Here is a 22,963-nt window from a genome sequence, read left to right on the forward strand (position 1 = left end):
CCTAGAGCACCGCGGTGGGGAAAAAGCGTGGGGTGAAGGGCATCCCCACCACAGGTCAAGTTTAGCGGTGCTCTCCCCCCACACGAAGCGAGTCCACTAGATCGAGCATCCGTAGCGGGGCCGCCGGAACCAGCGGGGGCGGCCTCTCCGCTGCGGATTGGTGCGGGGTCGGCCTCCACCGCTGCGGCTGGGTGGTGGGGCGGGGAGGGTGGGGTGATCTGGTCGAACCTGGCGGGGTGGAGACGCCCTAGTGTGGGTTGGTGGCTAGTGCGGGTTGGTGGCTAGTGCGGGTTGGTGGCGCGGTGCAGGGCTACCACGCCGAAGGTGAGGTTCAGCCACTCGACGTCGTGCCAGTCGGCGCGGGCGATTAGTTCGGCGACTGTGCGTTGGTTGTGCCAGTCGCGCATGGACTCGGCCAGGTAGGTGTAGGCCTCGCTGTTGGATGAGAACGGCTTGGTGATGATCGGGAGGCCGCGTAGGACCGTGTTGCGGTAGAGCCAGCGCAGCGGTCGTAGTGGGGGTTGGGAGACCTCGCAGATCACCAGCCTGCCGCCTGGGCGGACCACGCGGCGCATCTCGGTGAGGGCGGCGACGGTGTCGTTCATGTTTCGCAGGCCGAAGGACACCGTGACCGCGTCGAAGGCGTTGTCGGCGAAGGGTAGGTGGAACGCGTCGGCGGCGACTCTGGGGACACCGCGGGAGGCGCCGCCCTTGAGCATCTCCAGGGAGAAGTCGGCGGCCACGCACCAGGCGCCGGAGCGGGCGTATTCGACGGTTGACACCGCGGTGCCCGCGGCCAGGTCGAGGACCTTCTCCCCCGGGCTCGCGTCGAGGACTCGCCGGGTCATCTCGCGCCAGCGCCGGTCGAAGCCCAGCGTCATGACCGAGTTGGTGCGGTCGTAACCCCTGGCGACCCCGTCGAACATCTCGGCGATGTCGCGCGGGTCCTTGTCCAAACCGGCTCGTGCCATGGGCCGAAGCGTACGAGAGCGGCTCACCGCAGGCTCAGAGCGGTCAGCATCCCGCGCACCGAGCTGGGCCAGTCGAACTGCTCCGCCCTGGCCCGCGCGGCCGCGCGCCGGTCCGGTTCCGGCAGCGAGAGCAGGCCCGCCACGGCGCCTGCGAACGCGGGGGCGTCGTCGGACACGGCGAGCCCGCAGTCCGGGCGGACGATCTCCCGCAGCGCCGAGGACGCCGACACCACTACCGGCGTGCCCGACGCAAGAGCCTCTAACGCGGCCAGACCGAACGTTTCGTGCGGGCCGGGGGCGAGCGAGACGTCCGCGGTGGCCAGCAGGCGGGCAACGTCAGCGCGGTCGGTGAGGAAACCGAGGAACGTCACGGGCAGGCCGGCAGCCCGTTTGCGTAGAGCGCTCATCCGCGGACCGTCTCCCGCGACGACAAGGCGGGCGCGGTTACCTGAGGCGTGCAACGCGGCAAGAGCATCAACGCTGCGTTCTACGTGTTTCTCGGGTGAGAGACGTCCACAGTGCACTAAGAGCATGTCCGCGCCCTGCGCCAGTTCTGAGCGCAACGCGCCGTCGTGCCGCGTTGGGGTGAACGTCGTCAGGTCTACCCCAAGGGGGACGCGTTGGACGTTGGTGGCACCGATGCGGTCGAACTCCGCGCGGGCGAAGTCGGTTGTGCAGACGACGGTGTCGTAGTTGGCCGCCATACGGCGGTTGGCCTCGTCGGCGACTCTTCGGGCCAACGGGACCGGTAGGAGGAACTGCTCCAAGAGCCGGTCCAAGCGCTCGTGGGAGATCACCACGTTGGGGATACCGCGCTCGGTGGCCCATCGGCCCATGCCGCGAAGCGTCAACCGGTCTGACACCTCTAGCCGGTCTGGGCGCAGCTTGGGTAAGAGCGCCGTGACGCGTAAGGGGTCGACCGCGCGATAACCGCCAGTGCCCGGGATGCGCGGTGCGGGCAGGGTTATCCGACGTACGCCGGAAGGCAGCCGCTCATCACCGGTTCGACTACCGGGCACGACAAGGGTGACCTCGTGCCCGCACGCGACGTAGCCCGCGCCCAAGTGGTGCAGAGCGGTGCGCAGGCCACCTGAGCGCGGCCCGTAGAAATTGGCGAGCTGCACGATGCGCATGGCCTAAGCAGCCTTCGACCCTCTCGCCAGCGCGACCTCGCCGTAGTGCCCGAGCAGTTCCTCGCACACCGCGGTCCACGTACGGCCGAGCACGTCCGCGCGGCCCGCGGCGCCCATCCGGCGGCGCAGCAGGGCGTCGGCGAGCCGCTCGACCGCGGGGCGCAGGTCGGTGGCGAACCGGTCGGGGTCGAGCAGGAAACCGGTGCGGCCGTGGTCGACCAGGTCGCGCGGGCCGCCCGCGTTCGGGGCGATCACCGGGACACCGGAGGCCATCGCCTCCTGCACCGCCTGGCAGAACGTCTCGTGCGGGCCGGTGTGCACGAACACGTCCAGGCTCGCGTACGCGGCGGCCAGCTCGGCGCCCTCGCGGAAGCCCAGGAACGCCGCGTCGGGCAGCTTGGCGCGCAGCGCGGCGGAGTCCGGGCCGTCGCCGACGACGACGACCCGCACGCCGGGCAGGTCGTTGAGCACGGCCAGGTGCTCCACCCGCTTCTCCGGCGCGAGCCTGCCGACGTAGCCGACGAGCAGCTCGCCGTTGGGCGCGAGCCGCGCGCGCAGGCCGCGGTCGACGTGCTCGGGGGCGAAGCGGCGGACGTCGACACCGCGGCCCCACCGGTGCACGCGGGGGATGCCGCGTTCGGTCAGGTCGCGCACGGCGGCCGTCGACGGGGCGAGGGTCCGGTCGGCACCGGAGTGCACCCGGCGGATCCACCGCCAGGCCGCGCGGGCGCCCCGGCTGAGCCCGTAGGCGGCGGCGAACCCGGCGACGTCGGTCTGGTAGACCGCGACGGTGGGCACACCGAGCCGCTTGGCCGCCCACAGCCCGCCCGCGCCGAGCACGAACGGCGAGGCCAGGTGCACCACGTCGGGGGCGAAGTCGCCGAGGTCGGTGAGCATCTTCGGCCTCGGCACACCGATCGGCAGGGAGGTGATCACGGGCAGGTCGACCGCCCTGACCCGGACGACGTCCGCGCTCAGGTAGCGGTCGGGCCCGGCACCGGGGGCGATGACCATCGCCTGGTGCCCGCGCTGGTGGAGGTGTTCGAGCACCCGCAGGACGGAGTTGGTGACGCCATTCACCTGCGGCAGGAAGCTCTCGGTGACGATCGCGACGCGCACCAGCCGACCGTCGCACCCCAGGTCTGCCACCAGGCGGTCCCCCGCGTGTCATGGCGGCGAACGACACCGGAACAGCGGGTGGGTACCGCCGGAATGACCAACTTTGGCCTCACCACCCCCGACCCGTCATCTGCCGGTCGCACTGCGGTCACCCGGGGTGGTCACTCTAGGTTGGCATGACGCTCTTGTCCTCCCGCTCTCGCAAACCCGTGGAGCCGGGGCTGCTCTCCCGGGCCCTGGAGATCGCGGGCCGCTTGGCGAACGACGCCACCGACGTGATCACCGCGACCGCGGGACGCGGGGCGATGCCAGGGGTACTGGACTCGCCCTTCGACTGGGTCACCGACACCGACCGCACCCTGGAACGGCACACCCGGCGGGTGCTGACCGCCGAGTTCCCCGGGATCCCGGTGGTGGGCTCGGAGTTCGGCGCGGACGTCGGCTCCGACGTCTCGGAGTACCGGTGGGTGGTCGACCCGGTGGACGGGACGGCCAACTACGTCGCCGGTGTCCCGTGGTGCGCCTACAGCCTCGCCCTGGTCGACGCGGAGGGGCCGGTCGTGGGCGTGGTCGCCGACCCGTACCGCGGCCAGATCTACGCGGCGGCGCGCGGGCGGGGTGCCCGGGCGAACGGCGTGCGGGTGTCGCTCACCGACCGGACGTCCACCGCGGGCTCGATCGTGTGCACGGAGCTGGCCCGCAACGGCCCGTGGCCGGGGATGGGCGAGTTCATCGAGCGCGCGGCCGCCGCGCGGGCCGGGGTGCGCGTGCTGGGCTCGGCCGCGCTGGCGGTCACCCAGGTGGCGCTCGGGCACGCGGCGGCGGCGGTGCTGCACAGCTACCACGAGTGGGACGTCGCGGGCGCGGTCGCGCTGGCGCTGGAGTCGGGCGCGGCGGTGCTCGACCGGCACGGGCAGGACGCGCCGCTACCGGTGGACGGGCTGCTGGTGGCCGCCCCGGGCGTAGCCGAGCAGGTCTTGGGCTGGTGGCAGGAGACTGTCGCCTGAGAGGCGTACCGTCGCTGGGCATGCGGTACCTGATGCTCATCGCCGGGCGCGCGGAGGACTACGCCGACGCCGACATGTCCGGCTGCGCGGCGTGGAGCGCGGAGATGACCCGCCGCGGGTTGCTGCTCTCCTGTGAGGGGCTTGTTTCACCCGAAGAGGCGACCACGGTGCGGGTGCGCGACGGCGAGGTCTTGCTGACCGACGGGCCGTTCGCCGAGACGAAGGACCAGATCGGCGGGTACGCGCTGCTGGAGTGCGCCACCCGGGCGGAGGCGGTGGAGGTGGCCGCGAAGCACCCGGCCGCGGCGGTGGGGATGCTCGAGGTGCGCCCGATCGAATGAACGCCCATGACGCCGTGGAACGGGCTTACCGCGCGGAGTGGACCCGCGTGGTCGCCACTCTCATCCGCACGGTCGGTGATTGGGACTTGGCCGAGGAGTGCGCGCAAGAGGCGTTCGCGCAAGCCGTGCGGCGGTGGCCGGAAGACGGTGTTCCCGACCGGCCCGGGGCGTGGTTGACGACAACGGCGAGGAATCGCGCGGTGGACGTCCTCCGGCGCGAGGCCGTCGGCGCGGCCAAGCTGCGGCAGGTAGCCGTTTTCCAGCAAGAGGATCCACATGAGATTGTCGACGACCGTCTACGGCTCATCTTCACCTGCTGCCACCCGGCGCTCGCCTTGGAGGCGCGGGTAGCGCTAACGCTGCGCGCGGTGGCCGGGTTGACAACGGCGGAGATCGCGCGGGCATTCCTTGTGCCTGAGGCTGCGATGTCCAAGCGGATCACGCGCGCCAAGGGCAAGATCCGCGACGCGGGCATCCCGTACCGGGTCCCGTCCGCCGAGACTCTGCCCGCGCGGATGACAGCCGTGCTGGGTGTGGTCTACCTGCTGTTCAACGAGGGCTATTCCGACCGCGAGGTGCTGTCCGCCGAGGCGATCCGGCTGGCGCGGATGCTGGTCGAGCTGCTGCCGGACGAGCCGGAGCCCGCCGGTTTGCTGGCGTTGCTCCTGCTGCACGAGGCTCGACGGCCGGGGCGGTTCGTCGACGGGGACCTGGTTCTGCTGGACGACCAAGACCGGTCCATTTGGGACTCTTCGGCTATCGCGGACGGTTTGTCGTTGTTGGACAAGACGCTGCTGATAGGACGTCCTGGCCCGTATCAGGTGCAAGCGGCGATAGCTGCCTGCCACGCCACGGCCAAGACGGCCGCGGAGACCGACTGGCCGCAGATCGCCGCGCTGTACGGGACGCTCTCCCTGATGCTGCCGTCGCCGGTGGTCACGCTGAACCGCGCGGTGGCGGTGGCCATGGTGCGCGGTCCGGCCGCCGGGCTGGACCTGCTCGACGGCGTCGACCTGCCCGGCTACCACCTGCTCCCAGCCACGCGCGCCGACCTGCTGACCCGCTTGGGCCGCGTCGACGAGGCCGCCGAGGCCTACCGCGCGGCGCTGGCGCTGGCCCCCACGGAGCCGGAACGCAGATTTCTCTCCGCCAGGCTTGTCCGTCTCGGCGCCGCCCGTTCGTCGTCCGGAGGACAACTCCCGAAAGGACCACCTTGATGCAGACCACCTCGGCCGACGGCACGGAGATCAGCTACTCGACCACCGGATCCGGTACCCCGGTGGTGCTGGTGGGCGGCGCGTTCAGCGACGGACTGTCCAACGGACCGCTGGGCGAGCTGTTGGCGCCGCGGCTGACCGCGGTCTCGTACGCCCGTCGTGGCCGCGGCGACAGCGGTGACACGTTGCCGTACTCAGTGGACCGCGAGGTCGAGGACCTCACCGCCGTCATGGCGGCGGTCGGCGCGTCCGCGGTGTACGGGATGTCTTCCGGCGGCCTCTTGGCGCTGTTGACCGCGAGCCGGGTCCCAGTAGACCGGGTGGCGGTCTACGAGCCCCCGTTCAACGCGGACCCGTCTACCGCGTTCGCCGAAGAGCAGGCGGACAGGATCGCCGCAGGCGACCGCGAAGGGGCGGTGCGCGCGTTCCTCGGCGCGACCGGCATGCCGAAGCAGGTGATCGACGACATCCGCGACGGCATGGGCTGGCCCCACCTGATCAACCTCGCGCACACGCTGCCCTACGACCACCAGGTGGTGGCCGAGACCGGTCTGCCGGACCTCGCGCAGATCTCCGCGCGCACCCTGGTGCTCTCCGGGGCCGCCAGCCCGCCGTTCCTGACCGCGGCGGCGGGCCTGGTCGCCGACACGGTGCCGGGGGCGAAGCACATCGCGCTCGCCGAGCAGACGCACAACGTGGACATCGCCCTGCTGGCCCCGCTGGTGGCGGACTTCTTCACCGAGTCCGACTAGGGCCTATATCGAAGTGGGCAGAGCCATTCGTTGATCGTGGCGATATGGACGGTGGGTTCGTAGCGCACGGCCAGTTTGTCGTACCGGGTGGCCACGGCACGGTGGCGTTTGAGCCGGTTGATGCCGCACTCGACCGCGTGGCGCTGCTTGTGGATTTCGGGGTCGAAGGCCGGTGGCCCGCCGCCCTTCGACCCCTTGGCCTTGCGATGCGCGTCCTGGTCGGCCTTGCTCGGGATGGTCGCCTTGATCCCGCGACGACGAAGATGCTCCCGGTTGGCCGTGGACGTGTACGCCTTGTCCGCCAGCACCCGGTCCGGGCGGGTCCGGGGACGACCACCGGCGACCCGAGGCACCCGGATCCCGCGCAGCACCGCGCTGACCAGCGGTCAGCACGATCGACAACGGCTTCTGGCCCTGCTCGCAGCCCAGATGCAGTTTCGTGGTCCACCCGCCGCGGGAACGGCCCACCGCGTGATCGTCGGGCTCGGTCGTGACCCCGCCCGGCGGCTCGGCCCGCGGATCCCCCCTTTCCGCGCACCCGCCGCATGCCGGTGCGCCCGCACGCTCGTGGAGTCCACACCGACATCCCGTGTGAGCTGCCCGACCGCGTCGGCGCCGGCTTGCGACGCGGTCAGGACCACCTGCCAGACACCGACCCGTCGCCGGCGCCGGAACAACCCATAAGCCGCCGACCAGGAACCACACGTCGCGGGAATGTCCCGCCACGGCGCACCGACACGGACCCGCCACCGATCCCGTCGATCAGCTGCCGCTTGCCCCACAACGACGGACGACCCGACCGGGACGGTCGGGGCAGCAACGGCTCCAGCGCCGCCCACTGCGCGGCGGTCAGGTCGAACCGCCCCGTCACCGCCAGGGTGTCCACGAGGTCTCCGGTGTTCAGGTTCTTCTTCGTCGACGAACCGACCACCGGAGACCTCGCTCATTTCCGATCATCAACACGCTGAACAGCATCAACCCAGACCGAAGTCACCTCAACCGACTTCGACACAGGCACTGGCCGCCCGGCGCGCGTCGGCGGGGGTGTCCGCGGCGAGGACGGCGGCGGCGATCTCGCGGCAGTCGTCGAGGGTGTGTTCGGCGAGGCTCGCCCGAACCTCGGGGATGACCGTCCGCGCCATCGACAGCGACGAGATGCCCAAGCCCGCGAAGACCGGCGCGAGCAGGGGATCGCCCGCGGCCTCGCCGCACACCCCCGCCGGTTTGCCCGCCGCCCGCGCCGCCTCGGCCACCAGCGCCACGAGGTCCAGGAGGGCGGGCTGCCACGGGTCGAGCAGGTCGGCCAACGCGGACTCTTCGCGATCGGCGGCGAAGGTGTACTGGGACAGGTCGTTCGTCCCCAGGCTGACGAAGTCCACTTCGGACAGGATGGCGGCCGCGCGCAGCGCGGCGGCCGGGATCTCGATCATCACGCCGACCCGGGCGAGGCCGTGCGAGCGGGCGGTGGCGGCGAAGTCCGCGGCCTCGGCGGCGGTGGCGACCATCGGCGCCATCACCCACGGCTCGACGCCGGTGTCCGACGCCGCCAGCGCAAGAGCCGCGAGCTGGTCGTGCAACAGCTCTGGGTGACGCCACGACGTACGGAGTCCTCGGACGCCCAACGCAGGATTGGCCTCTTGGCCAAAAGTTGCGTACGGCACCGGCTTGTCCGCGCCGGCATCTAGCGTCCGCACGATGATTCGTCTACCCGCTAACGGTTCGAGCACGCTCCGGTAGACCGCGCGTTGCTCCTCCACCGTGGGCGCTTGCGAGCGGTCGAGAAACAAGAACTCGGTGCGGAACAGCCCCACGCCCTCAGCGTCGGGGACTGGATCGGGGCCGCCGATGTTGGCCAGCAAGGCGACCGGGTGGCCATCGGCGGTGCGCCCCGGCCCGGTGGTCGCCACCCGGGCGGCACGGCCGCGGGCGGCGGCGAGCTCGGCCGCGCTCGGGTCCACCACCACGCGCCCCTTGGCACCGTCGACCAGCACGACCTGACCGTCCACGAGGGACTCGGTGAAGCCGCTGACCGCCGGGATGCCGAGCGACTTCGCCAGGATCGCGGTGTGGCTGGTGGGTCCACCGCGCTCGGTGACCACGGCCAGCACGACCGCCGGGTCCAGCAGCGCGGTGTCGGCGGGCGCCAGCTCGACGGCGACCAGCACGTACGGGTGGCCGGGCGTTGGCAGACCGGGCATCGGCAGACCGAGTAGGTGGGCCACCGCGCGGTCGCGGATGTCGTCGAGGTCGGTGACGCGCTCGGCCAGGTACGGCCCCGCGCTCGCGAGCATCTCCCGGTAGGTGCCGATCGCACGGTCCACAGCCCACGCGGCGGGCACCCCTTGGCCGACGAGATCGCGCACGCTCGCCGCAAGCGCGGGATCGCGCGCCATCATCGCCGACGCGGTCAACACCTCGGCGGCGTCGTCATTTGCGTAAGAGGCCCGTCGCTCCAGTTCGAGTGCGGTGTCCTCCAACGCAGCGGTAGCCCTATCCGCGTCGTCTTGGCCCGGCTCAGGGGTCTCGGCGGGAAGCTGCGGCGGCAGACCCAGCCGGGCCACCGGTCCGGTGGCCACGCCCGGGCTGATGCCGATGGTCATGCGTCGAAGTCGACCGTCACCGCGTCGGTGACCGGAAGACCTTGGCAGGTGAGCACGAAACCCGCGTCCAGTTCGTGCTGCTCAAGAGCGTAGTTGCGGCGCATCTTGACCTCCCCGCTGACGACCTTCGCGCGGCACGTGCCGCACACCCCACCCTTGCACGCGAACGGCAGGTCCGCGCGCACGCGCTGGGCGGCGTCCAGGATTGGCTCGTCGTGCGGCAGCGCCAACGTGGTCTCGCGACCGTCGAGGACCACGGTGACTGCGGCGGTCGGACCGTCGACACGGGAATCGTCGACCCGCTTGGGCTCCGGCGGCGGTTCGTCCACGTAGAACAGCTCGCGGTGGACCTGCCGCGCGGGCACACCGCGCTCGGCGAGCAGCGCGTAGGCGTCCTGCACCAGGCCGAACGGCCCGCACAGCCACCACTGGTCGATATCGCCCGCGGGCACCACGCGCTCGAACAGCTCGGCGAGCCGGGACGCGTCGAGGCGGCCGGAGAACAGCTCAACGTCACTTGGCTCGCGGGAGAGCACGTGCACCAGTTGCAACCGTGCCGGGTAGCGGTCTTTCAGGTCCGCGAGCTCCTCGGCGAACATGACCGTGTCGGAACGGCGGTTGCCGTAGAGCAAGGTGACGCGCGTAGTCGGCTCGGCCAAGACAGTGGCCGCGATCGAGAGCACCGGGGTGATCCCCGAGCCCGCGGCGACGAACCCGTGGTGGCTGCCCGGCTCTATCTCCGGGGTGAAGTTACCTTGCGGCGGCAGCACTTCCAGCTCGTCACCGGGTTGGAGGCCGTCGACCAGTTTGCTTGAGAACAAGCCCCCTTCGACTCGCCGAACACCGATGCGCGGGGCCGCGCCGACGGGGGCGCAAATCGAGTAAGAGCGGCGTTCCTCGTGTCCTTCGACGTCTTGGCGCAAGGTGAGGTACTGGCCTGCCTTGAACGCGAACCGGTCGGACAGCTCACCGGGCACGGCGAAGGTGATCGCCACCGCGTCGTCGCAGAGGCGGTCGACGGCGGCGACCGGGAGGGAGTGGAAGGCGCGCACGGTCACAGTTCCTTGATCTGCTCGAACGGTTCGCGGCAGTCCTCGCAGCGGCGCAGCGCCTTGCACGCGGTGGAGCCGAACCTGGACAACTCAGTCGTCCGCGGCGAACCGCAACGCGGGCACTGCACGCGGCGGGTAGGAGGTTCCAGGTTGAGCGGGATAGGTCCGACCGCCCGCGGGCCGATCCGCTGCGGCGGGGCGATGCCGTGGTCGGCGAGCTTGCGTAGACCGTCTTCGCTTATCCAGTCGGTGGTCCACGCCGGATGCAACACGGTGTGGACCACGACGTCGGTATAGCCCGCCTCGGCGAGTTTGCCTCTTAGGTCCGCGCGCATCTCGTCGAGCGCGGGACACCCGGAGTAGGTAGGCGTGATGGTCACCGTGACGTGCGTGCCCTCTTCGCACACATCCCGCAAGACACCGAGATCAGCCAGGGTGAGAACCGGCAGCTCGGGGTCGAGGACCTGCTCGGCCACCTGCCGCGCGCTCACCAGACCGCTCCCGGCATCGACCGGGCGACGTACTGCATCTCGGCGAGCAGGAATCCGAGCGCCTCAGTGTGCACACCGTCGCGGCCCGCCCGGCCCGCGAGCGCGGCGACCTGGCGGACGTCCGGCCGGTCCAGGTCGGCGGCACGCAGAACGGTGTCGAGGACCTCGTCGAACTCGGCTCGCAGCGTGGCCGGGTCGACCCCGACGCCCGCCTCGGCGACAGCGGCCTCAACGGCGTGCGTGGCGAAGAGCTCGTCGGTGAAGGGCCACACCCGCTCAAGACCAGCGACCATGCGCTCCCGGGAGTACTCGGTGCCGCCCGCGAGCCGCAAGACCCACTGCGCGGCGTGATCGCGGTGGTAGGCCACCTCTTTGACGCCCTTGGCCGCGATCGCCGCCAGCACCGGGTCGAGCGAGCCGGTGAGCCGCTGCAGCAGCGCGAGGCGGTGGGTGGACATGACCAGGAGGCGGGCGATCGTGGTGGCGAAGTCGCCGCCCGGACCGGGACCGCAGTCGATCTCGGCCAGCCGGACGTTGCGGAACTCGTGCTCGTCGCGCAGGTAGGCCAGCGCGTCCTCGTCGCGGTCGGCACCCTCAACCTCGGCGGCTCGGGTGAGGAGCAGCCGCGCCTGGCCGAGCAGGTCGAGGGCGATGTTGGCCAGCGCGACGTCCTCCTCCAGCTCCGGCGCCCGCGAGCACCACTCGGCCAGCCGCTGCGAGTAGATCAACGCGTCGTCGCCGAGCATCAGGCAGTAGACGGCCAGCACGTCGTGGTCCACACCTGACGGGACGGCGCGGTCGACACCGGCCAGCGCGGTGCTGAAGCCGGTCCCGAAGGCCCAGTGCTTCTCCTCGCTGTCCTCGGTGAGGCCGTCGTAGGCGTTGTCCATCAGCGCGTCTCCGGGCTCATAGGTGCGGCACGTCCTCGGGGATCACGTAGAACGTGGGGTGCCGGTAGACCTTGTCGCCGCTGGGGGCGAAGAACGGGTCCTTCTCGTCCGGGCTGGACGCGGTGATCGCCTCGGCCTTGACCACCCAGATGCTCACGCCCTCGTTGCGGCGCGTGTAGAGGTCGCGCGCGTTGCGCAGGGCCATCTCGTCGTCAGGGGCGTGCAGCGAGCCGACGTGCACGTGGTTGAGGCCGCGCTTACCGCGCACGAACACCTCGTAAAGCGGCCAAGATGACCTGCTCATGCTGCCTTCTCCCTCTTAGCCGCGTACGCCGTCGCGGCCTCGCGCACCCATGCGCCGTCCTCGTGCGCCTTGCGCCGGTGTTCGACGCGCTGCGCGTTGCACGGGCCCTCGCCCTTGACGACCTGCCAGAACTCGGTCCAGTCGGGCTCGCCGAAGTCGTAGTGGCCGCGGTCGGCGTTCCAGGCCAGCTCCGGGTCGGGGAAGGTGACGCCGAGCTTGTCCGCCTGCGGCACGGACATGTCCACGTAGCGCTGGCGCAGCTCGTCGTTGGTGTGCCGCTTGATCCGCCACAGCATCGACTGCTCGGTGTTGGAGCTCTCCGCGTCCGGCGGGCCGAACATCATCAGCGACGGCCACCACCAGCGGTCGACCGCCTCCTGGACCATGTCGCGCTGCTGCTGGGTGCCGCTCATCATCGTCAGCAGCAGCTCGTAGCCCTGCCGCTGGTGGAACGACTCCTCCTTGCAGACCCGGATCATCGCGCGCGCGTACGGTCCGTAGGAGGTGCGGCACAGCGGCACCTGGTTGCAGATCGCGGCCCCGTCGACCAGCCAGCCGATGACGCCGACGTCGGCGAAGGTCAGCGTGGGGTAGTTGAAGATCGAGGAGTACTTCTGGCGGCCCTCGACCAGCTTCTCGGTGAGCTCGGCCCGGTCGGCGCCGAGGGTCTCGGTGGCCGCGTACAGGTAGAGGCCGTGCCCCGCCTCGTCCTGCACCTTGGCCAGCAGGATCGCCTTGCGGCGCAGCGAGGGCGCCCGGCTGATCCAGTTGCCCTCGGGCTGCATGCCGATGATCTCCGAGTGCGCGTGCTGCGCGATCTGCCTGATCAGCGTCTTGCGGTAGCCGTCGGGCATCCAGTCGCGCGGCTCGATCCGGTGGTCGGCGGCGACGACGCGCTCGAATTCGCGTTCCAGGTCCACAGCACCGGATGTTACACCTGAACGTCGATTTTGCGGAGAAGTGTCATATGCGGACCCGTCTACGCGGCCGCAGCCTGCGGATGTGCAGCGGGCCGCCCCGGCGCAGCCAGAACAGCGCTCCCCCGGCGATCGCCCACACCCCGATCAGGGCGGTGCTGACCGGCAGGATCGTCAGCGAGGCGCCCCGGCCTGCCACCCGGACCAGGTCGGGGTTGCGCAGGTCGTACTCGACCCGCACGACCTGGCCCTCCTCGAGGGCCTCGGGGTAGAGCACGCCGACGGTGGGCAGGTGCTCGGCACCGTCCGGGGTCTGGAAGCGGACGAGGGTGCGGTTGAACGAGACGCTGACCACGTCGGCGTTGGCGTTGCCGGTGTGCCGCTCGATCGCGGCGTCCTCGGTGACCGCGGCGACGATGAGCAGGACACCCAGCAGGGACAGCACCCCGGCCACCACGATCGCCACTAGCCCGGTGATGGCCCTGGTCCGCTCGGGGCGGGTGAGCTGTTCGTCCTCCACCCGGCGGAGCCTATCCGGGTGCCCGCTGGGGACGAGCCGGTTTGTCCACAGGGGCGTCAGACCGCCCGGGCGACGGCCTCGCGCAGGCGGGCGTGCAGGTCGCGCAGGTGCTCGCGGGTGGCGCGGACCTCGACCACGCGCAGCCCCGGGGCTGGTTCCAGCGCGCGCTTGAACTCCGCGGCGGTGCCCGCCACCACGTGCTGGACGCGGTGGGCGGCGCAGAGGGCGGCGAGGTCGACGCCGTGCGGGGTGCCGAAGACCCGCTCGAAGGCCGGGCGGTGCTCGGCGGCGCCCTGCTCCAGCAGCGAGAAGATGCCGCCACCGTCGTCGTTGAGCACGACGACGGTGAGGTCGGGGCGGCGCTCGCCGGGGCCGATGAGCAGGCCGTTGGTGTCGTGCAGGAACGTCAGGTCGCCGACCAGCGCGTACCCGGGCGCACCGCAGCCGAGCGCGATCCCCACGGCGGTGGACACGTTGCCATCGATGCCCGCCACGCCCCGGTTGGCGTGCACGGTGACGTCGGCGCGGTGGCGGGCCACCAGGTCGACGTCGCGAACCGGGTTGGACGAGCCGAGGAACAGCGTCGCGCCGGAGGGCAGCGCCTGCACCAGCTCCTGGGCGACCCGCAGCCCGGTCGGCCACCGCTCGCCCGCCAGCACCGCCTCGACGGCGTCGGCCGCGGCGTCCTCGGCCTCCTGCCAGCCCGCGAGCCAGGCCTGGTCGTGCCCGGTGACGTGCACGAGGTCGTCCTGGTCGAGCCAGCCGCGCACGTGCGTGGCCACGTACTGCGGGTCTGTCCACTGCGGATGATCACCGATGCCGTAGACCGGCACCCGGTCCATCAGCCCGCGCACCCCGCGCGAGAGCGTCGGCCGACCCACCACGACCACGGCGTCCGGCCGCAGCCGCTCGGGCAGCGCACCGGTGCCCAGCAGCAGCGGCCCGCAGCGCAGCACCCGCGCGCCACCCGCGATCGCCGCCGCCGCGCCCACCGGCTCGGCGACCACCGGCCAGCCCGCCTTCGCCGCCACCCCGGCGGCCGCGGTCGCCCGGGCCGGGTCGCCGCTGCCGACGACCATGAGGGTGCGGGCGGGCAGGGCGAAGTCGACCCGGTTGCCGGGCACCGAGCGCGCGGCCGAGGAGGTGGTCCAGCGCAGCCCGTTCGGCCTGCCGACCAGCTTGTCCGGCCAGTCCTCGCCGAAGGTGGGCACCAGCGGCTCGCGGAAGGGGATGTTGAGCTGCACCGGCAGCCCGGTCTCGGCGCGGGCGACACCGCGGCAGACCAGTCCGCGCCACACCGGGTTGAGCCCCGCGCGCCGCTCAGCCACCGGGAAGTCGACCGCGACCGCGGCGCTGCCGAAGATGTTGCGCTGGTCGATGGTCTGGTTGGCGCCGGTGCCGTGCAGCTCCGGCGGCCGGTCGGCCGTGATCAGCAGCAGCCCGACCCCGGAGTGGTGCGCCTCCAGCACGCTGGGGTGCAGGTTGGCCACCGCGGTGCCCGAGGTGCAGACCACGGCCGCGGGCCTGCCCGAGGCCCGGGCCAACCCGAGGGCGAGGAAACCGGCGGACCGCTCGTCGACCCGGACGTGCAGCTCCAACCGGCCCTCGGTGACCGCGGCGTGCAGGGCGAAGGACAGGGCGGCGTTGCGCGAGCCCGGGCAGAGCACGACGTGCCGGATGTCGTTGCGGACCAGCTCGTCGACCACGACGGTGGCCATCGCGGTGGACGGATTCACAGGTCCCCATTCCCCTCGGCGGTCAGTCCCCGCAGCCGACCATTCCGCCCCGCGCGGCGGGACTGCAACCCGTTACCGCCAATACGACGAAGATCGGCCGACTGGGCCCTGGCACGGGCCCGGGCTGGGAGCGCGCCCACCAACGGGCTGCTCACCGCCTCCTCGACTGGTGATGTCGCTGCGCCGCCGACCCCGCGCACGACCAGCGACGAGCAGGCCGTGTTGCACACTGTCGGCAGCGAGCCCGGAGACCCCGAGGTCTCAGCGGTGTGGGTACCCCTGATCACAGCGACACCCTCGCACCGAGCCGCTCAGCCCCCGCGAGACCACCCGCACGCTCCCCGCGACCAGCGCAGCCGATCTCTCGGCGGGCACAAGACCGAGACGCCTGAGCCGGGCGCACGGCGGGGAACGCCTTGGCTCCTGCGTCCGCCGCCGGACCACGCCTCCGGCCCAGTGCGCCGCACAAGACCCCGTCGGGCGACTCGACTGCGTGGCCACCGGGACGGTGGAGCGGTGTCAAGGCAACACCTGGTCGTCGGCGCGGTGCCGGAACAGCACCCGCGCGCGCAAGCTCCACCGCGCGATCGCCCGGCCCGCGGGCGTCAGCCCCACCCGGCGAGCGGTCCAGTCCGCGTCCAACGCGTCCAGGACGCGCAGCCTGCGCAGGAACCACGCCCCCACCTCGGCGGCGTGCGTCGGGCCGAACTCCGTGCCACCGGCGCCGGACCACCCCTCCTCCGCCAGCACGTAGGCGACCTTCTCGAAGATCCGCGTCGGCGCCATCCGCTCCTCCAGCAGCAGCGCGGCGAACACCACCTCCTGGATCACCCCCAGCGCGGTGCGCTCGAGCGAGACCACTCGCTCACCCACCGTCATCAGCAGCGAGTCGGAGTCACCGATCAGGGCGTTGCCCGGGTCGGTGAGCCGCAACCGCGCGCCCTCACGCACCGTCAACCCGAAGTCGGTGGACAGCTCGCGCAAGAGCTTCACCGGTGGCCACTGGGACTCGCTGCGGCCCGTCCCGCCGAGCTCCGCGCAGGTGGGCATCAGCTCGATCAGGTCGCTGACCAGCGTCGTCGGCAGGTAGCCGCTGCCGGTGAGCCGCGCACCCGGCCCGCGGCACTGCGCGAGCAGGTGGGTCAACGCGGGCAGTTGGGCGCCGTCGCTCTCCGGGGCGCGGCGCACATCCGGCCGCAGCCGCACCATCAGCTCGCGCCGGGTCTGGCTACCCTGCCCGAGCGTCCACTCCTCGAGCCGCTCGTCGAGCAGCCGGACGAACCAGGTGTCGTCGCCCTCGGCCTCCGGGCTGGTCAGCAGCCGCATGACCAGGCCGACCCGCATCGCCTCGCCGCTGCCGTCGGCGGGCAGGGTGCCCGCCTCGACCGCCTCCTCCAGCAGCCTGCCCGCCGCCGCGTGCAGGGCCGTCTCGATCGGGCCGCCCTGCTCGGCCCAGGTCATCAGCGGCGTGTCCGGCGGCCACACCCCGGAGGCGCGCCACGCGGCGGCCACCAGCGCGCGGTAGGCCACCTCGTCGTCCGCGGCGTCGAGGATGCGGTGGGTGGTCTCGGCCCGGCAGAGCCGCGCGTACTCGGCGTGGCCGAGCAGGTCGAGCAGCTCGGCGAAGGACTCGCAGGTCTCGTGCAGGTCGTCGAACGCGCCGTGCCCGCCCGGGCTGAGGTGCGCCTGCGGCAGCGTGGTCCACACCATCTGCTGCACGTCGTAGCGGGTGACCTTGGTCGGGTGCGCGGCGGTGGCGCGCATGACGTGCCAGAGGGCGTGCGCGTGCTTCGCCGCGGTGTCGTCCCGCGCGCGAATGACCTCCAGGGCCGAGTCCAGGTCGTGCACGCACCCAGCTTTACACGTCGGCGGGCAACCCCGCGAACGACTGTCCACAGGGCCGCCGGCATGCTCGGGCACCGTGGCTGAGCGCGAGGTTTCCGAACTGTTCGACCCGGCGGCCTGGCGCGCGGTCGACGGGTTCGACTTCACCGACATCACCTACCACCGGGCCGTCGACACCGGGGCCGTGCGCATCGCGTTCGACCGGCCCGAGGTGCGCAACGCGTTCCGACCGCACACCGTCGACGAGCTCTACCGCGCGCTCGACCACGCGCGGACGAGCTCGGACGTCGGCTGCGTGCTGATCACCGGCAACGGCCCGTCCGCGCGCGACGGCGGCTGGGCGTTCTGCTCGGGCGGTGACCAGCGGATCCGCGGCCGCACGGGCTACCAGTACGCCTCCGGCGAGACCGCGGCGACGGTCGACCCCGCCCGCGCGGGGAGGCTGCACATCCTGGAGTGCCAGCGGCTGATCCGGTTCATGCCGAAGGTGGTCATCGCGGTGGTCCCGGGCTGGGCCGCGGGCGGCGGGCACAGCCTGCACGTGACCTGCGACCTCACCCTGGCCAGCCTGGAGCACGCGCGGTTCAAGCAGACCGACGCGGACGTGGGCAGCTTCGACGGCGGCTTCGGGTCGGCCTACCTCGCCCGGCAGGTGGGGCAGAAGTTCGCGCGCGAGATCTTCTTCCTGGGGCGGGCGTACTCGGCCGAGGACATGGTGCGGATGGGCGCGGTCAACCAGGCCGTGCCGCACGCGGAGCTCGAGGAGACCGCGCTGCAGTGGGCGCGGGAGATCAACGGCAAGTCGCCGACCGCGCGGCGGATGCTCAAGTACGCGTTCAACGCGATCGACGACGGCCTGGTCGGCCAGCAGATCTTCGCGGGTGAGACGACCCGGCTGGCCTACATGACCGACGAGGCCGTCGAGGGGCGCGACGCGTTCCTGGAGAAGCGCGACCCGGACTGGTCGGACTACCCGTACTACTACTGAGCCCGGCTGCTCCCGGGCCCCGCTGCTACTGGGCCCGGCTCAGGAACTCCTCGTGGTCGGCGCGCACCCGGTGCCACAGGGCGTCCCGGCGCTGATCGTCCACATCGGACAGCCGGAGCCGGAAGACGTCCTGCAGCGCGGCGAAGTAGTCGGCCTTGGTGGCGAGGTCGGCCCGATCCGCCTGATCCGCCTGGCTGCTCTGGCCGGTCTGGCCGTCGGGTGTGCCGCGCCGGGTCAGGCGCAGGCTGCGCAACGTGGTGATCGACCCCCGGCCCCGCAGGGCGAGGGTGACCACGCGGACGAAGGCCGAGTCCGGGCCTGTGGACAACTCCCGGTGCCGGTCGGCGAAATCTGCGACGGTGGCCTCGGAGGGAGTGAAGTCCATGCCGTGAAAGCCACCACGCGGGTCGTGGTCGAAGCGCCAGCCGCCGGGGATCACCGGCGACGGGCGCAGGGTGAACACCGACGGGTCCTGCGGGTAGCTGCCCGGCCGCAACGGCAGCGGCTCGTGCAGGGCGTCGCCGAGGCCGGTGTCGACGAACCACCGGCCGTCGGGGGACTCGGCCGCGGGCAGGCCGTGCACCTCAAGGGCCAGGTGGTTGGCCGTGGCGCCGACCGGCTCGTCGTCCGAGGACGTCTGCACGCCGCCGACGCGCCAGTGCACGTCGAACCCCAGCCAGTCCAGCAGGCAGGCGAACGCGCCGTTGAGGTGGTAGCAGTAGCCACCGCGGCCGTTGACCAGGTGCCCGACAGACTCCAGCGGGTCGACGCCACGCTGCTCGCCGAGGGCGATCCAGACGACCTCGTAGGGCACCCGCTCCACCTGCGCCCGGTGCAGGTCGAGCAGGGCCTGCACGGTGGGCGGCGGCGGGCTGGTGTGGCCGAGCCGGGCGAGGTAGGCGTCGCGCAGTCCGTGGTCGAGGGGCCTGCGCCAGGTCCGCTCAGCCAAGGTTCAGCTTCCAAGCGACACCGAATCGGAGCAGTTCGGCGTCATCGAACAGGGAGGTGTAGAGCGTCAGGGCTTCTTCAGCCGGACCTTCGAACGTCAGGAAAGGGGTGATCTTCTGCGGCGCTATCGACATCGACGGCACTCCTCTTGAGCCGGTTGCGCCCAGAGCGTAGGCGTGCGCCCCGACATCGGTCAGCCGACTACCGCACGGTTCGCCCCGCGCAGTTCGGCCACCGCACAGTTCGGCGACCGCGCTGCGAGGATATCGGCATGCGCGTGATCCCCCTGGACGGCACCACCGCCGCGGTGCGGGAGCTGGAACGTGCCCTGCGCAGGGCACTCGACGGCGGCCCGCAACGCGGCCAAGGGCCGTCCGGCGCCGGTCTGGCTTCCCACGGGACGCTGCCCGACACCCGCACCACGCCCGACCCGACTACGGCGACGGCGACCGGAGTCGGCCCCGCAGCCGCACCCGAGTCGCCAACCACACCCGGGTCAGCGGCCGCGGTTGGCGCGACAGCGCTGGACGCCTTGGACCCCCTGGCCAGCACGGCGGCGTTGACCGATCTGGTGGGGTGGGGCGTGCTTCCGCTCGGGCCCGAGGAGTCCGCCGAGCGGATGCATCCGGAGATCCCGTTAGAACCCGGAACAGCCCTGGTCGTGCGCACCTCAGGTTCGACCGGCGAGGCCAAGGGCGTGCTGCTCTCGGCCACTGCCCTGCGCGCGTCGGCCGAGGCCACCCACCGGTACCTGGGTGGTCCGGGCACCTGGCTGCTCGCCATGCCCGCGCAGCACATCGCGGGGGTGCAGGTCATCGTGCGCTCGATCGTGGCCGGGACGCCGCTGAGCGTGCTGCCCGCTGGCGGTTTCCAGGCTCGGCGGTTCGTGGAGGCCGCGGTCGACGTGCTGGGCAGCGACGGCCCCCGGTACACGGCCCTGGTGCCGACCCAGCTCACGCGGTTGCTCGACGCGGGCGGCGACGCGTTGGCGGCGCTACGTTCCTTCGACGCGGTACTGGTCGGTGGCGCGGCCACGGCACCGCACACCTTGGCGAGGGCGCGGGACGCCGGGGTGCGCGTGGTCACGACCTACGGCATGAGCGAGACCGCGGGCGGCTGCGTCTACGACGGCGTGCCGCTGGACGGCGTCCAGGTCCGGATCACCGGTGTCGACGCACACCCCGGCGACGGCTCGCCCCCCGAGCGAGCGACGCTCGCGCCCGGTGGCGATCCGGTGCCCTACGGCGTGATCGAGCTGGGCGGCCCCACCCTGGCCCACGGCTACCGCCTCGCCCCCGAGGCGACCCGGGCCGCGTTCGTCGACGGCTGGTTCCGCACCTCCGACCTGGGCACGCTCGTCAACGGCAAGCTCGAGGTGCTCGGCCGGGTCGACGACATGATCAACACCGGCGGGGTGAAGATCGCCCCGGCCGCCGTCGAGCGGGTGCTGGCCGGGCAGCCGGGCGTCGCGGAGGCGTGCGTCGTCGGCGTCCCGGATCCCGAGTGGGGTCAGCGGGTGGCGGCCGCCATCGTCAGCACCACCGACAGCGCCGACAGCGCCGTCGACCAGTCGCGGCTCGCCGCCGCCGTCCGCGTCGAACTCGGCGCGGCCGCGGTCCCCCGACTGCTGCGGTTCGTCGACGCGCTGCCGCTGCGCGGCCCCGGCAAGGTCGACCGGGCTGCCGTGGTCGGCCTGCTCAGTCGCGACCTCCCCGCTCGATGAACACCGCCAAGCCGTCGAGCAGGCGCAGCAGGCCGAACTCGAACAGCTCGTCGAGCACCATGTCGAAGTCGACCCCGTCGTCGGTCATCCGCGCGAAGGTCGGATAGGCGCCGCTGGCCATCAGGCGCTCGAACGCGCCTTGCTGGTTGTCGAGCCACTCCTGGTCGGTGAGCCCGGTGGCGCTCTCCGCCTCCCGCTCCCACTCCAGGTTGACCGCGGTGCTGCGCACGTAGTTGAACACCGTGATGCACGAGTAGATCGCCCGGTCGGGCGGCAGGCCCACCCCGTCCATCGCGGTCAGCATCCACTCGGTGTGGGCCAGCGCGTTGGGCAGCAGCTGCGGCCGGGTGAGCGAGATCGCCTGCGCCAGCCACGGGTGCCGCCGGTAGATCCGCCACTCCAGCCGCGCGGCGAACTCCAGGCCGGCGCGCCAGTGCGACGGCCGCTCGGCCGGGAACGGGTCCTCGCCGAGCGCGGCCTCCATCATCAGCAGGATCAGGTCGTCCTTGCTGTCGACATGGCGATAAGTCGCCATCGTCGCGACCCCCAGCTTGGCGGCCACGCCGCGCATGGACAGCGCGTCGAGCCCCTCGGCGTCGGCGATCCCGATCGCCGCGTCGACCACTCGCTCCCGGCTCAGCTCCACCTCGCGCCGGACCGGGCGGGCCGGGATGTCGATCGTGGTGACGATCGTGCCGACCCGGGGCACCGCCTGCACCAGGCCCTCCTGGGTGAGCGCCTGCAGCGCCTTCGCGGCGGTGGCGAGCGCGACCCCCCACTCCTTGGTGATCTGCCGGGTGGAGGGCACGCGATCACCCGGCGCCAGCTCACCCTCCTCGATCCGGCGGCGGATATCGGCGGCGACCCGCGCGTACGTCGCTTCCACACAGCCTCCCTGTACTAGTACAGCACAGCGGAGAACATACCACTTGACCTCTGTACTAGCCTCAGATACGTTGTACACATCAAGCGTACCGAGTACACAAGGGGACTCCAATGCCGTCAGTTCTGATCTCCGGCGCCAGCGTCGCGGGCCCCGCGCTCGCCTTCTGGCTCACCCGCTCCGGCTTCGAGGTCACCGTCGTCGAGCGCGCGCCCGGGCCCCGACCCGGCGGTCAAGCCGTCGACATCCGCGGTGTCGCGTTGGACGTGGCCGACCGGATGGGGCTGCTCGCGGACTTCCAGGCGCTGGAGGTCGGCATGCGCGGGATGTCGATGGTCGACGCCGACGGCACGGTCCTGATGAGCACCACCGAGACCACCTTCACCGGCGGGCCGACGGACAGCCGGGACATCGAGATCCTCCGCGACGACCTGTCCGACGTGCTCTACCGCGAGACGGTCGAGGGCGTGGAGTACCTGTTCGGCGACTCCATCACCGCCCTGACCCAAGACGCCGACGGCGTGGACGTCACCTTCGCCACCGCCGCCCCGCGCCGGTTCGACCTGGTGGTCGGCGCCGACGGCCTGCACTCCCGGGTGCGCTCGCTCGCGTTCGGCGACGAGGCGCAGTTCATCCGGCACCTCGGCGTCTACCTGGCGGTGTTCAGCCTGCCCAACCACCTGGGCCTCGACCGGTGGCAGACCTTCCACCAGTTCGAGAACGGCATGGCGGGGATCTACAGCGTCCGCGAGAACACCGAGGCCCGCGGCATGCTCGGCTTCATGTCGCCGCCGCTGGACTACGACTACCGCGACGCCGACGCCCAGCGCCACCTGCTCGCCGACCGCCTCACCGGCACCGGCTGGGAGATCCCCGCCCTGGTCAAGGCCATGTGGACCGCCCCCGACTTCTACTTCGACTCGATGAGCCAGATCAAGATGGACGCCTACACCACGGGCCGGGTCGCCCTCCTCGGCGACGCCGCCTACTGCGGTTCACCACTCACCGGCCAGGGCACCAGCCTCGCCCTGGTGGGCGCCTACGTCCTCGCGGGCGAACTGGCGACGGCCGACGACCACACCACCGCCTTCGCCGCATACGACGCCAAGATGCGCCCCTTCGTCGAGCTCAACCACCGCTTGGCCACCGACTGGCAGGGCGAGCGCCCGCCGCAGGAGGCCATCGACACCGCCGCCCGCGCCCTCACCCTGGACGACTACGCGGTCCGCACCCCACAGGGGGCAACCACCCGGTAGTCCCGCCCGGTGCCGGCCCCTGTGCTGCACACGAACACCTGCCGATCCCCACGCCCAGCCACCAGACCACCCATCGCCCGACCGGAACGTACTTCCAGCGAACACCTCCACGGAGGTCACCCAAGACGTCCAGAACCACCCGCCGCCCATTTCGAACAACTCGCCCAACCACCCGACATGGCACAGAAGGGAAGCCCGCAGGGCCGCAGGGCCCCAAGCCCGCAGGGCCGCAGGGCCGCAGGGCCCCAAGCCCGCAGGGCCGCAGGGCCG

At 71.9% G+C, this 22,963-nt stretch carries 22 protein-coding genes and 1 pseudogene; 7 read left to right on the forward strand and 16 right to left on the reverse strand.

Going from position 1 to position 22,963, the window contains the following annotated elements; genetic code table 11:
- Positions 1–281 precede the first annotated feature (281 nt).
- Genes QSK30_RS08740 through QSK30_RS08750 form a run of 3 tightly spaced genes read right to left on the reverse strand, consistent with a single transcriptional unit; the run spans position 282 to position 3,253 of the window.
- Positions 282–971, reverse strand: coding sequence for a demethylmenaquinone methyltransferase (locus tag QSK30_RS08740; protein ID WP_285501196.1), 690 nt, complete (start codon positions 969–971; stop codon positions 282–284).
- A gap of 23 nt (positions 972–994) precedes the next feature.
- Positions 995–2,104, reverse strand: a complete 1,110-nt coding sequence (locus QSK30_RS08745) for a glycosyltransferase (protein ID WP_285501198.1) — start codon at positions 2,102–2,104, stop codon at positions 995–997.
- Positions 2,105–2,107: 3 nt separating this feature from the next.
- A complete protein-coding gene (locus tag QSK30_RS08750; RefSeq protein WP_285501200.1) occupies positions 2,108–3,253 on the reverse strand; it encodes a glycosyltransferase family 4 protein in 1,146 nt (381 codons plus the stop codon).
- A gap of 146 nt (positions 3,254–3,399) precedes the next feature.
- Here QSK30_RS08750 and QSK30_RS08755 point away from each other — a divergent pair, with 146 nt between their 5' ends.
- From QSK30_RS08755 to QSK30_RS08770, 4 genes are read left to right on the forward strand one after another with little or no spacing between them, the layout of a single operon-like run.
- Positions 3,400–4,230, forward strand: a complete 831-nt coding sequence (locus tag QSK30_RS08755; RefSeq protein WP_285501202.1) for an inositol monophosphatase family protein — start codon at positions 3,400–3,402, stop codon at positions 4,228–4,230.
- A 20-nt stretch (positions 4,231–4,250) separates the two neighbouring features.
- Entirely contained in the window at positions 4,251–4,571 is a 321-nt protein-coding gene (locus QSK30_RS08760) for a YciI family protein (protein ID WP_285501205.1), read from the forward strand.
- On the forward strand, positions 4,568–5,788 hold the full coding sequence (locus QSK30_RS08765; protein ID WP_285501206.1) for an RNA polymerase sigma factor: 1,221 nt from the start codon (positions 4,568–4,570) through the stop codon (positions 5,786–5,788). The genes QSK30_RS08760 and QSK30_RS08765 overlap by 4 nt, the downstream gene beginning before the upstream one ends.
- Positions 5,788–6,540 carry an alpha/beta fold hydrolase gene (locus tag QSK30_RS08770; protein ID WP_285501208.1) on the forward strand — a complete coding sequence of 251 codons (753 nt, stop codon included), beginning with the start codon at positions 5,788–5,790 and terminating at the stop codon, positions 6,538–6,540. Before QSK30_RS08765 ends, QSK30_RS08770 begins: the two co-directional genes overlap by 1 nt.
- On the opposite strand, the pseudogene QSK30_RS37125 reads toward QSK30_RS08770, so the two are convergent.
- The 10 genes and pseudogenes from QSK30_RS37125 to QSK30_RS08820 form a co-directional block, all read right to left on the reverse strand.
- Positions 6,537–7,411: pseudogene (locus QSK30_RS37125) on the reverse strand (IS5 family transposase). The gene QSK30_RS08770 and the pseudogene QSK30_RS37125 sit on opposite strands and share 4 nt — an antisense overlap.
- A 124-nt stretch (positions 7,412–7,535) precedes the next feature.
- On the reverse strand, positions 7,536–9,140 hold the full coding sequence (gene ptsP, locus QSK30_RS08780; RefSeq protein WP_285501212.1) for a phosphoenolpyruvate--protein phosphotransferase: 1,605 nt from the start codon (positions 9,138–9,140) through the stop codon (positions 7,536–7,538).
- On the reverse strand, positions 9,137–10,192 hold the full coding sequence (gene paaE / locus QSK30_RS08785; protein ID WP_285501594.1) for a 1,2-phenylacetyl-CoA epoxidase subunit PaaE: 1,056 nt from the start codon (positions 10,190–10,192) through the stop codon (positions 9,137–9,139). The genes ptsP and paaE overlap by 4 nt, the downstream gene beginning before the upstream one ends.
- A gap of 2 nt (positions 10,193–10,194) precedes the next feature.
- On the reverse strand, positions 10,195–10,686 hold the full coding sequence (gene paaD / locus QSK30_RS08790; RefSeq protein ID WP_285501596.1) for a 1,2-phenylacetyl-CoA epoxidase subunit PaaD: 492 nt from the start codon (positions 10,684–10,686) through the stop codon (positions 10,195–10,197).
- A complete protein-coding gene (paaC, locus tag QSK30_RS08795; protein WP_285501213.1) occupies positions 10,680–11,573 on the reverse strand; it encodes a 1,2-phenylacetyl-CoA epoxidase subunit PaaC in 894 nt (297 codons plus the stop codon). Before paaC ends, paaD begins: the two co-directional genes overlap by 7 nt.
- A 16-nt stretch (positions 11,574–11,589) precedes the next feature.
- Entirely contained in the window at positions 11,590–11,877 is a 288-nt protein-coding gene (paaB, locus tag QSK30_RS08800; RefSeq protein WP_285501214.1) for a 1,2-phenylacetyl-CoA epoxidase subunit PaaB, read from the reverse strand.
- On the reverse strand, positions 11,874–12,797 hold the full coding sequence (paaA, locus tag QSK30_RS08805; RefSeq protein ID WP_285501216.1) for a 1,2-phenylacetyl-CoA epoxidase subunit PaaA: 924 nt from the start codon (positions 12,795–12,797) through the stop codon (positions 11,874–11,876). The genes paaB and paaA overlap by 4 nt, the downstream gene beginning before the upstream one ends.
- Before the next feature lie 43 nt (positions 12,798–12,840).
- A complete protein-coding gene (locus QSK30_RS08810) occupies positions 12,841–13,314 on the reverse strand; it encodes a DUF3592 domain-containing protein (RefSeq protein WP_285501218.1) in 474 nt (157 codons plus the stop codon).
- A 56-nt stretch (positions 13,315–13,370) separates the two neighbouring features.
- Positions 13,371–15,050 carry a 2-succinyl-5-enolpyruvyl-6-hydroxy-3-cyclohexene-1-carboxylic-acid synthase gene (gene menD, locus QSK30_RS08815; RefSeq protein WP_285501220.1) on the reverse strand — a complete coding sequence of 560 codons (1,680 nt, stop codon included), beginning with the start codon at positions 15,048–15,050 and terminating at the stop codon, positions 13,371–13,373.
- 519 nt (positions 15,051–15,569) lie between these two features.
- Positions 15,570–16,898, reverse strand: a complete 1,329-nt coding sequence (locus tag QSK30_RS08820) for a hypothetical protein (protein ID WP_285501222.1) — start codon at positions 16,896–16,898, stop codon at positions 15,570–15,572.
- 73 nt (positions 16,899–16,971) lie between these two features.
- Between QSK30_RS08820 and QSK30_RS08825 the strand changes: the two genes are divergently transcribed.
- Positions 16,972–17,883 carry a 1,4-dihydroxy-2-naphthoyl-CoA synthase gene (locus QSK30_RS08825; protein WP_285501224.1) on the forward strand — a complete coding sequence of 304 codons (912 nt, stop codon included), beginning with the start codon at positions 16,972–16,974 and terminating at the stop codon, positions 17,881–17,883.
- Between the two features lie 25 nt (positions 17,884–17,908).
- On the opposite strand, the gene QSK30_RS08830 is transcribed toward QSK30_RS08825, so the two are convergent.
- Both QSK30_RS08830 and QSK30_RS08835 read right to left on the reverse strand, forming a co-directional pair.
- Positions 17,909–18,832 (reverse strand): arylamine N-acetyltransferase family protein, encoded by a 924-nt coding sequence (locus QSK30_RS08830; RefSeq protein ID WP_285501227.1) that lies wholly within the window; start codon positions 18,830–18,832, stop codon positions 17,909–17,911.
- Complete coding sequence (locus tag QSK30_RS08835) at positions 18,825–18,965, reverse strand: VOC family protein (RefSeq protein WP_285501228.1); 141 nt, start codon at positions 18,963–18,965, stop codon at positions 18,825–18,827. The genes QSK30_RS08830 and QSK30_RS08835 overlap by 8 nt, the downstream gene beginning before the upstream one ends.
- A gap of 137 nt (positions 18,966–19,102) precedes the next feature.
- Between QSK30_RS08835 and QSK30_RS08840 the strand changes: the two genes are divergently transcribed.
- Positions 19,103–20,554, forward strand: a complete 1,452-nt coding sequence (locus QSK30_RS08840) for an AMP-binding protein (protein WP_285501230.1) — start codon at positions 19,103–19,105, stop codon at positions 20,552–20,554.
- On the opposite strand, the gene QSK30_RS08845 is transcribed toward QSK30_RS08840, so the two are convergent.
- Positions 20,529–21,440 carry a TetR/AcrR family transcriptional regulator C-terminal domain-containing protein gene (locus QSK30_RS08845; RefSeq protein ID WP_285501231.1) on the reverse strand — a complete coding sequence of 304 codons (912 nt, stop codon included), beginning with the start codon at positions 21,438–21,440 and terminating at the stop codon, positions 20,529–20,531. The two genes, QSK30_RS08840 and QSK30_RS08845, sit on opposite strands and share 26 nt — an antisense overlap.
- A 110-nt stretch (positions 21,441–21,550) precedes the next feature.
- On the opposite strand from QSK30_RS08845, the gene QSK30_RS08850 reads away from it, so the two are divergent.
- Complete coding sequence (locus tag QSK30_RS08850) at positions 21,551–22,693, forward strand: FAD-dependent monooxygenase (RefSeq protein ID WP_285501232.1); 1,143 nt, start codon at positions 21,551–21,553, stop codon at positions 22,691–22,693.
- Positions 22,694–22,963: the final 270 nt, after the last annotated feature.

The organism is Actinokineospora sp. NBRC 105648 (assembly GCF_030269645.1).
Lineage (GTDB): Bacteria > Actinomycetota > Actinomycetes > Mycobacteriales > Pseudonocardiaceae > Actinokineospora.

Coding starts and splice junctions, on each gene's coding strand:
- QSK30_RS08745 (WP_285501198.1), bottom strand. CDS start 2,104: ATGCGCATCGTGCAGCTCGCCAATTTCTACGGGCCGCGCTCAGGTGGC.
- paaC (WP_285501213.1), bottom strand. CDS start 11,573: ATGGACAACGCCTACGACGGCCTCACCGAGGACAGCGAGGAGAAGCAC.
- QSK30_RS08770 (WP_285501208.1), top strand. CDS start 5,788: ATGCAGACCACCTCGGCCGACGGCACGGAGATCAGCTACTCGACCACC.
- QSK30_RS08850 (WP_285501232.1), top strand. CDS start 21,551: ATGCCGTCAGTTCTGATCTCCGGCGCCAGCGTCGCGGGCCCCGCGCTC.
- paaB (WP_285501214.1), bottom strand. CDS start 11,877: ATGAGCAGGTCATCTTGGCCGCTTTACGAGGTGTTCGTGCGCGGTAAG.
- QSK30_RS08740 (WP_285501196.1), bottom strand. CDS start 971: ATGGCACGAGCCGGTTTGGACAAGGACCCGCGCGACATCGCCGAGATG.
- QSK30_RS08755 (WP_285501202.1), top strand. CDS start 3,400: ATGACGCTCTTGTCCTCCCGCTCTCGCAAACCCGTGGAGCCGGGGCTG.
- QSK30_RS08760 (WP_285501205.1), top strand. CDS start 4,251: ATGCGGTACCTGATGCTCATCGCCGGGCGCGCGGAGGACTACGCCGAC.
- QSK30_RS08840 (WP_285501230.1), top strand. CDS start 19,103: ATGCGCGTGATCCCCCTGGACGGCACCACCGCCGCGGTGCGGGAGCTG.
- QSK30_RS08835 (WP_285501228.1), bottom strand. CDS start 18,965: ATGTCGATAGCGCCGCAGAAGATCACCCCTTTCCTGACGTTCGAAGGT.
- ptsP (WP_285501212.1), bottom strand. CDS start 9,140: ATGACCATCGGCATCAGCCCGGGCGTGGCCACCGGACCGGTGGCCCGG.
- QSK30_RS08765 (WP_285501206.1), top strand. CDS start 4,568: ATGAACGCCCATGACGCCGTGGAACGGGCTTACCGCGCGGAGTGGACC.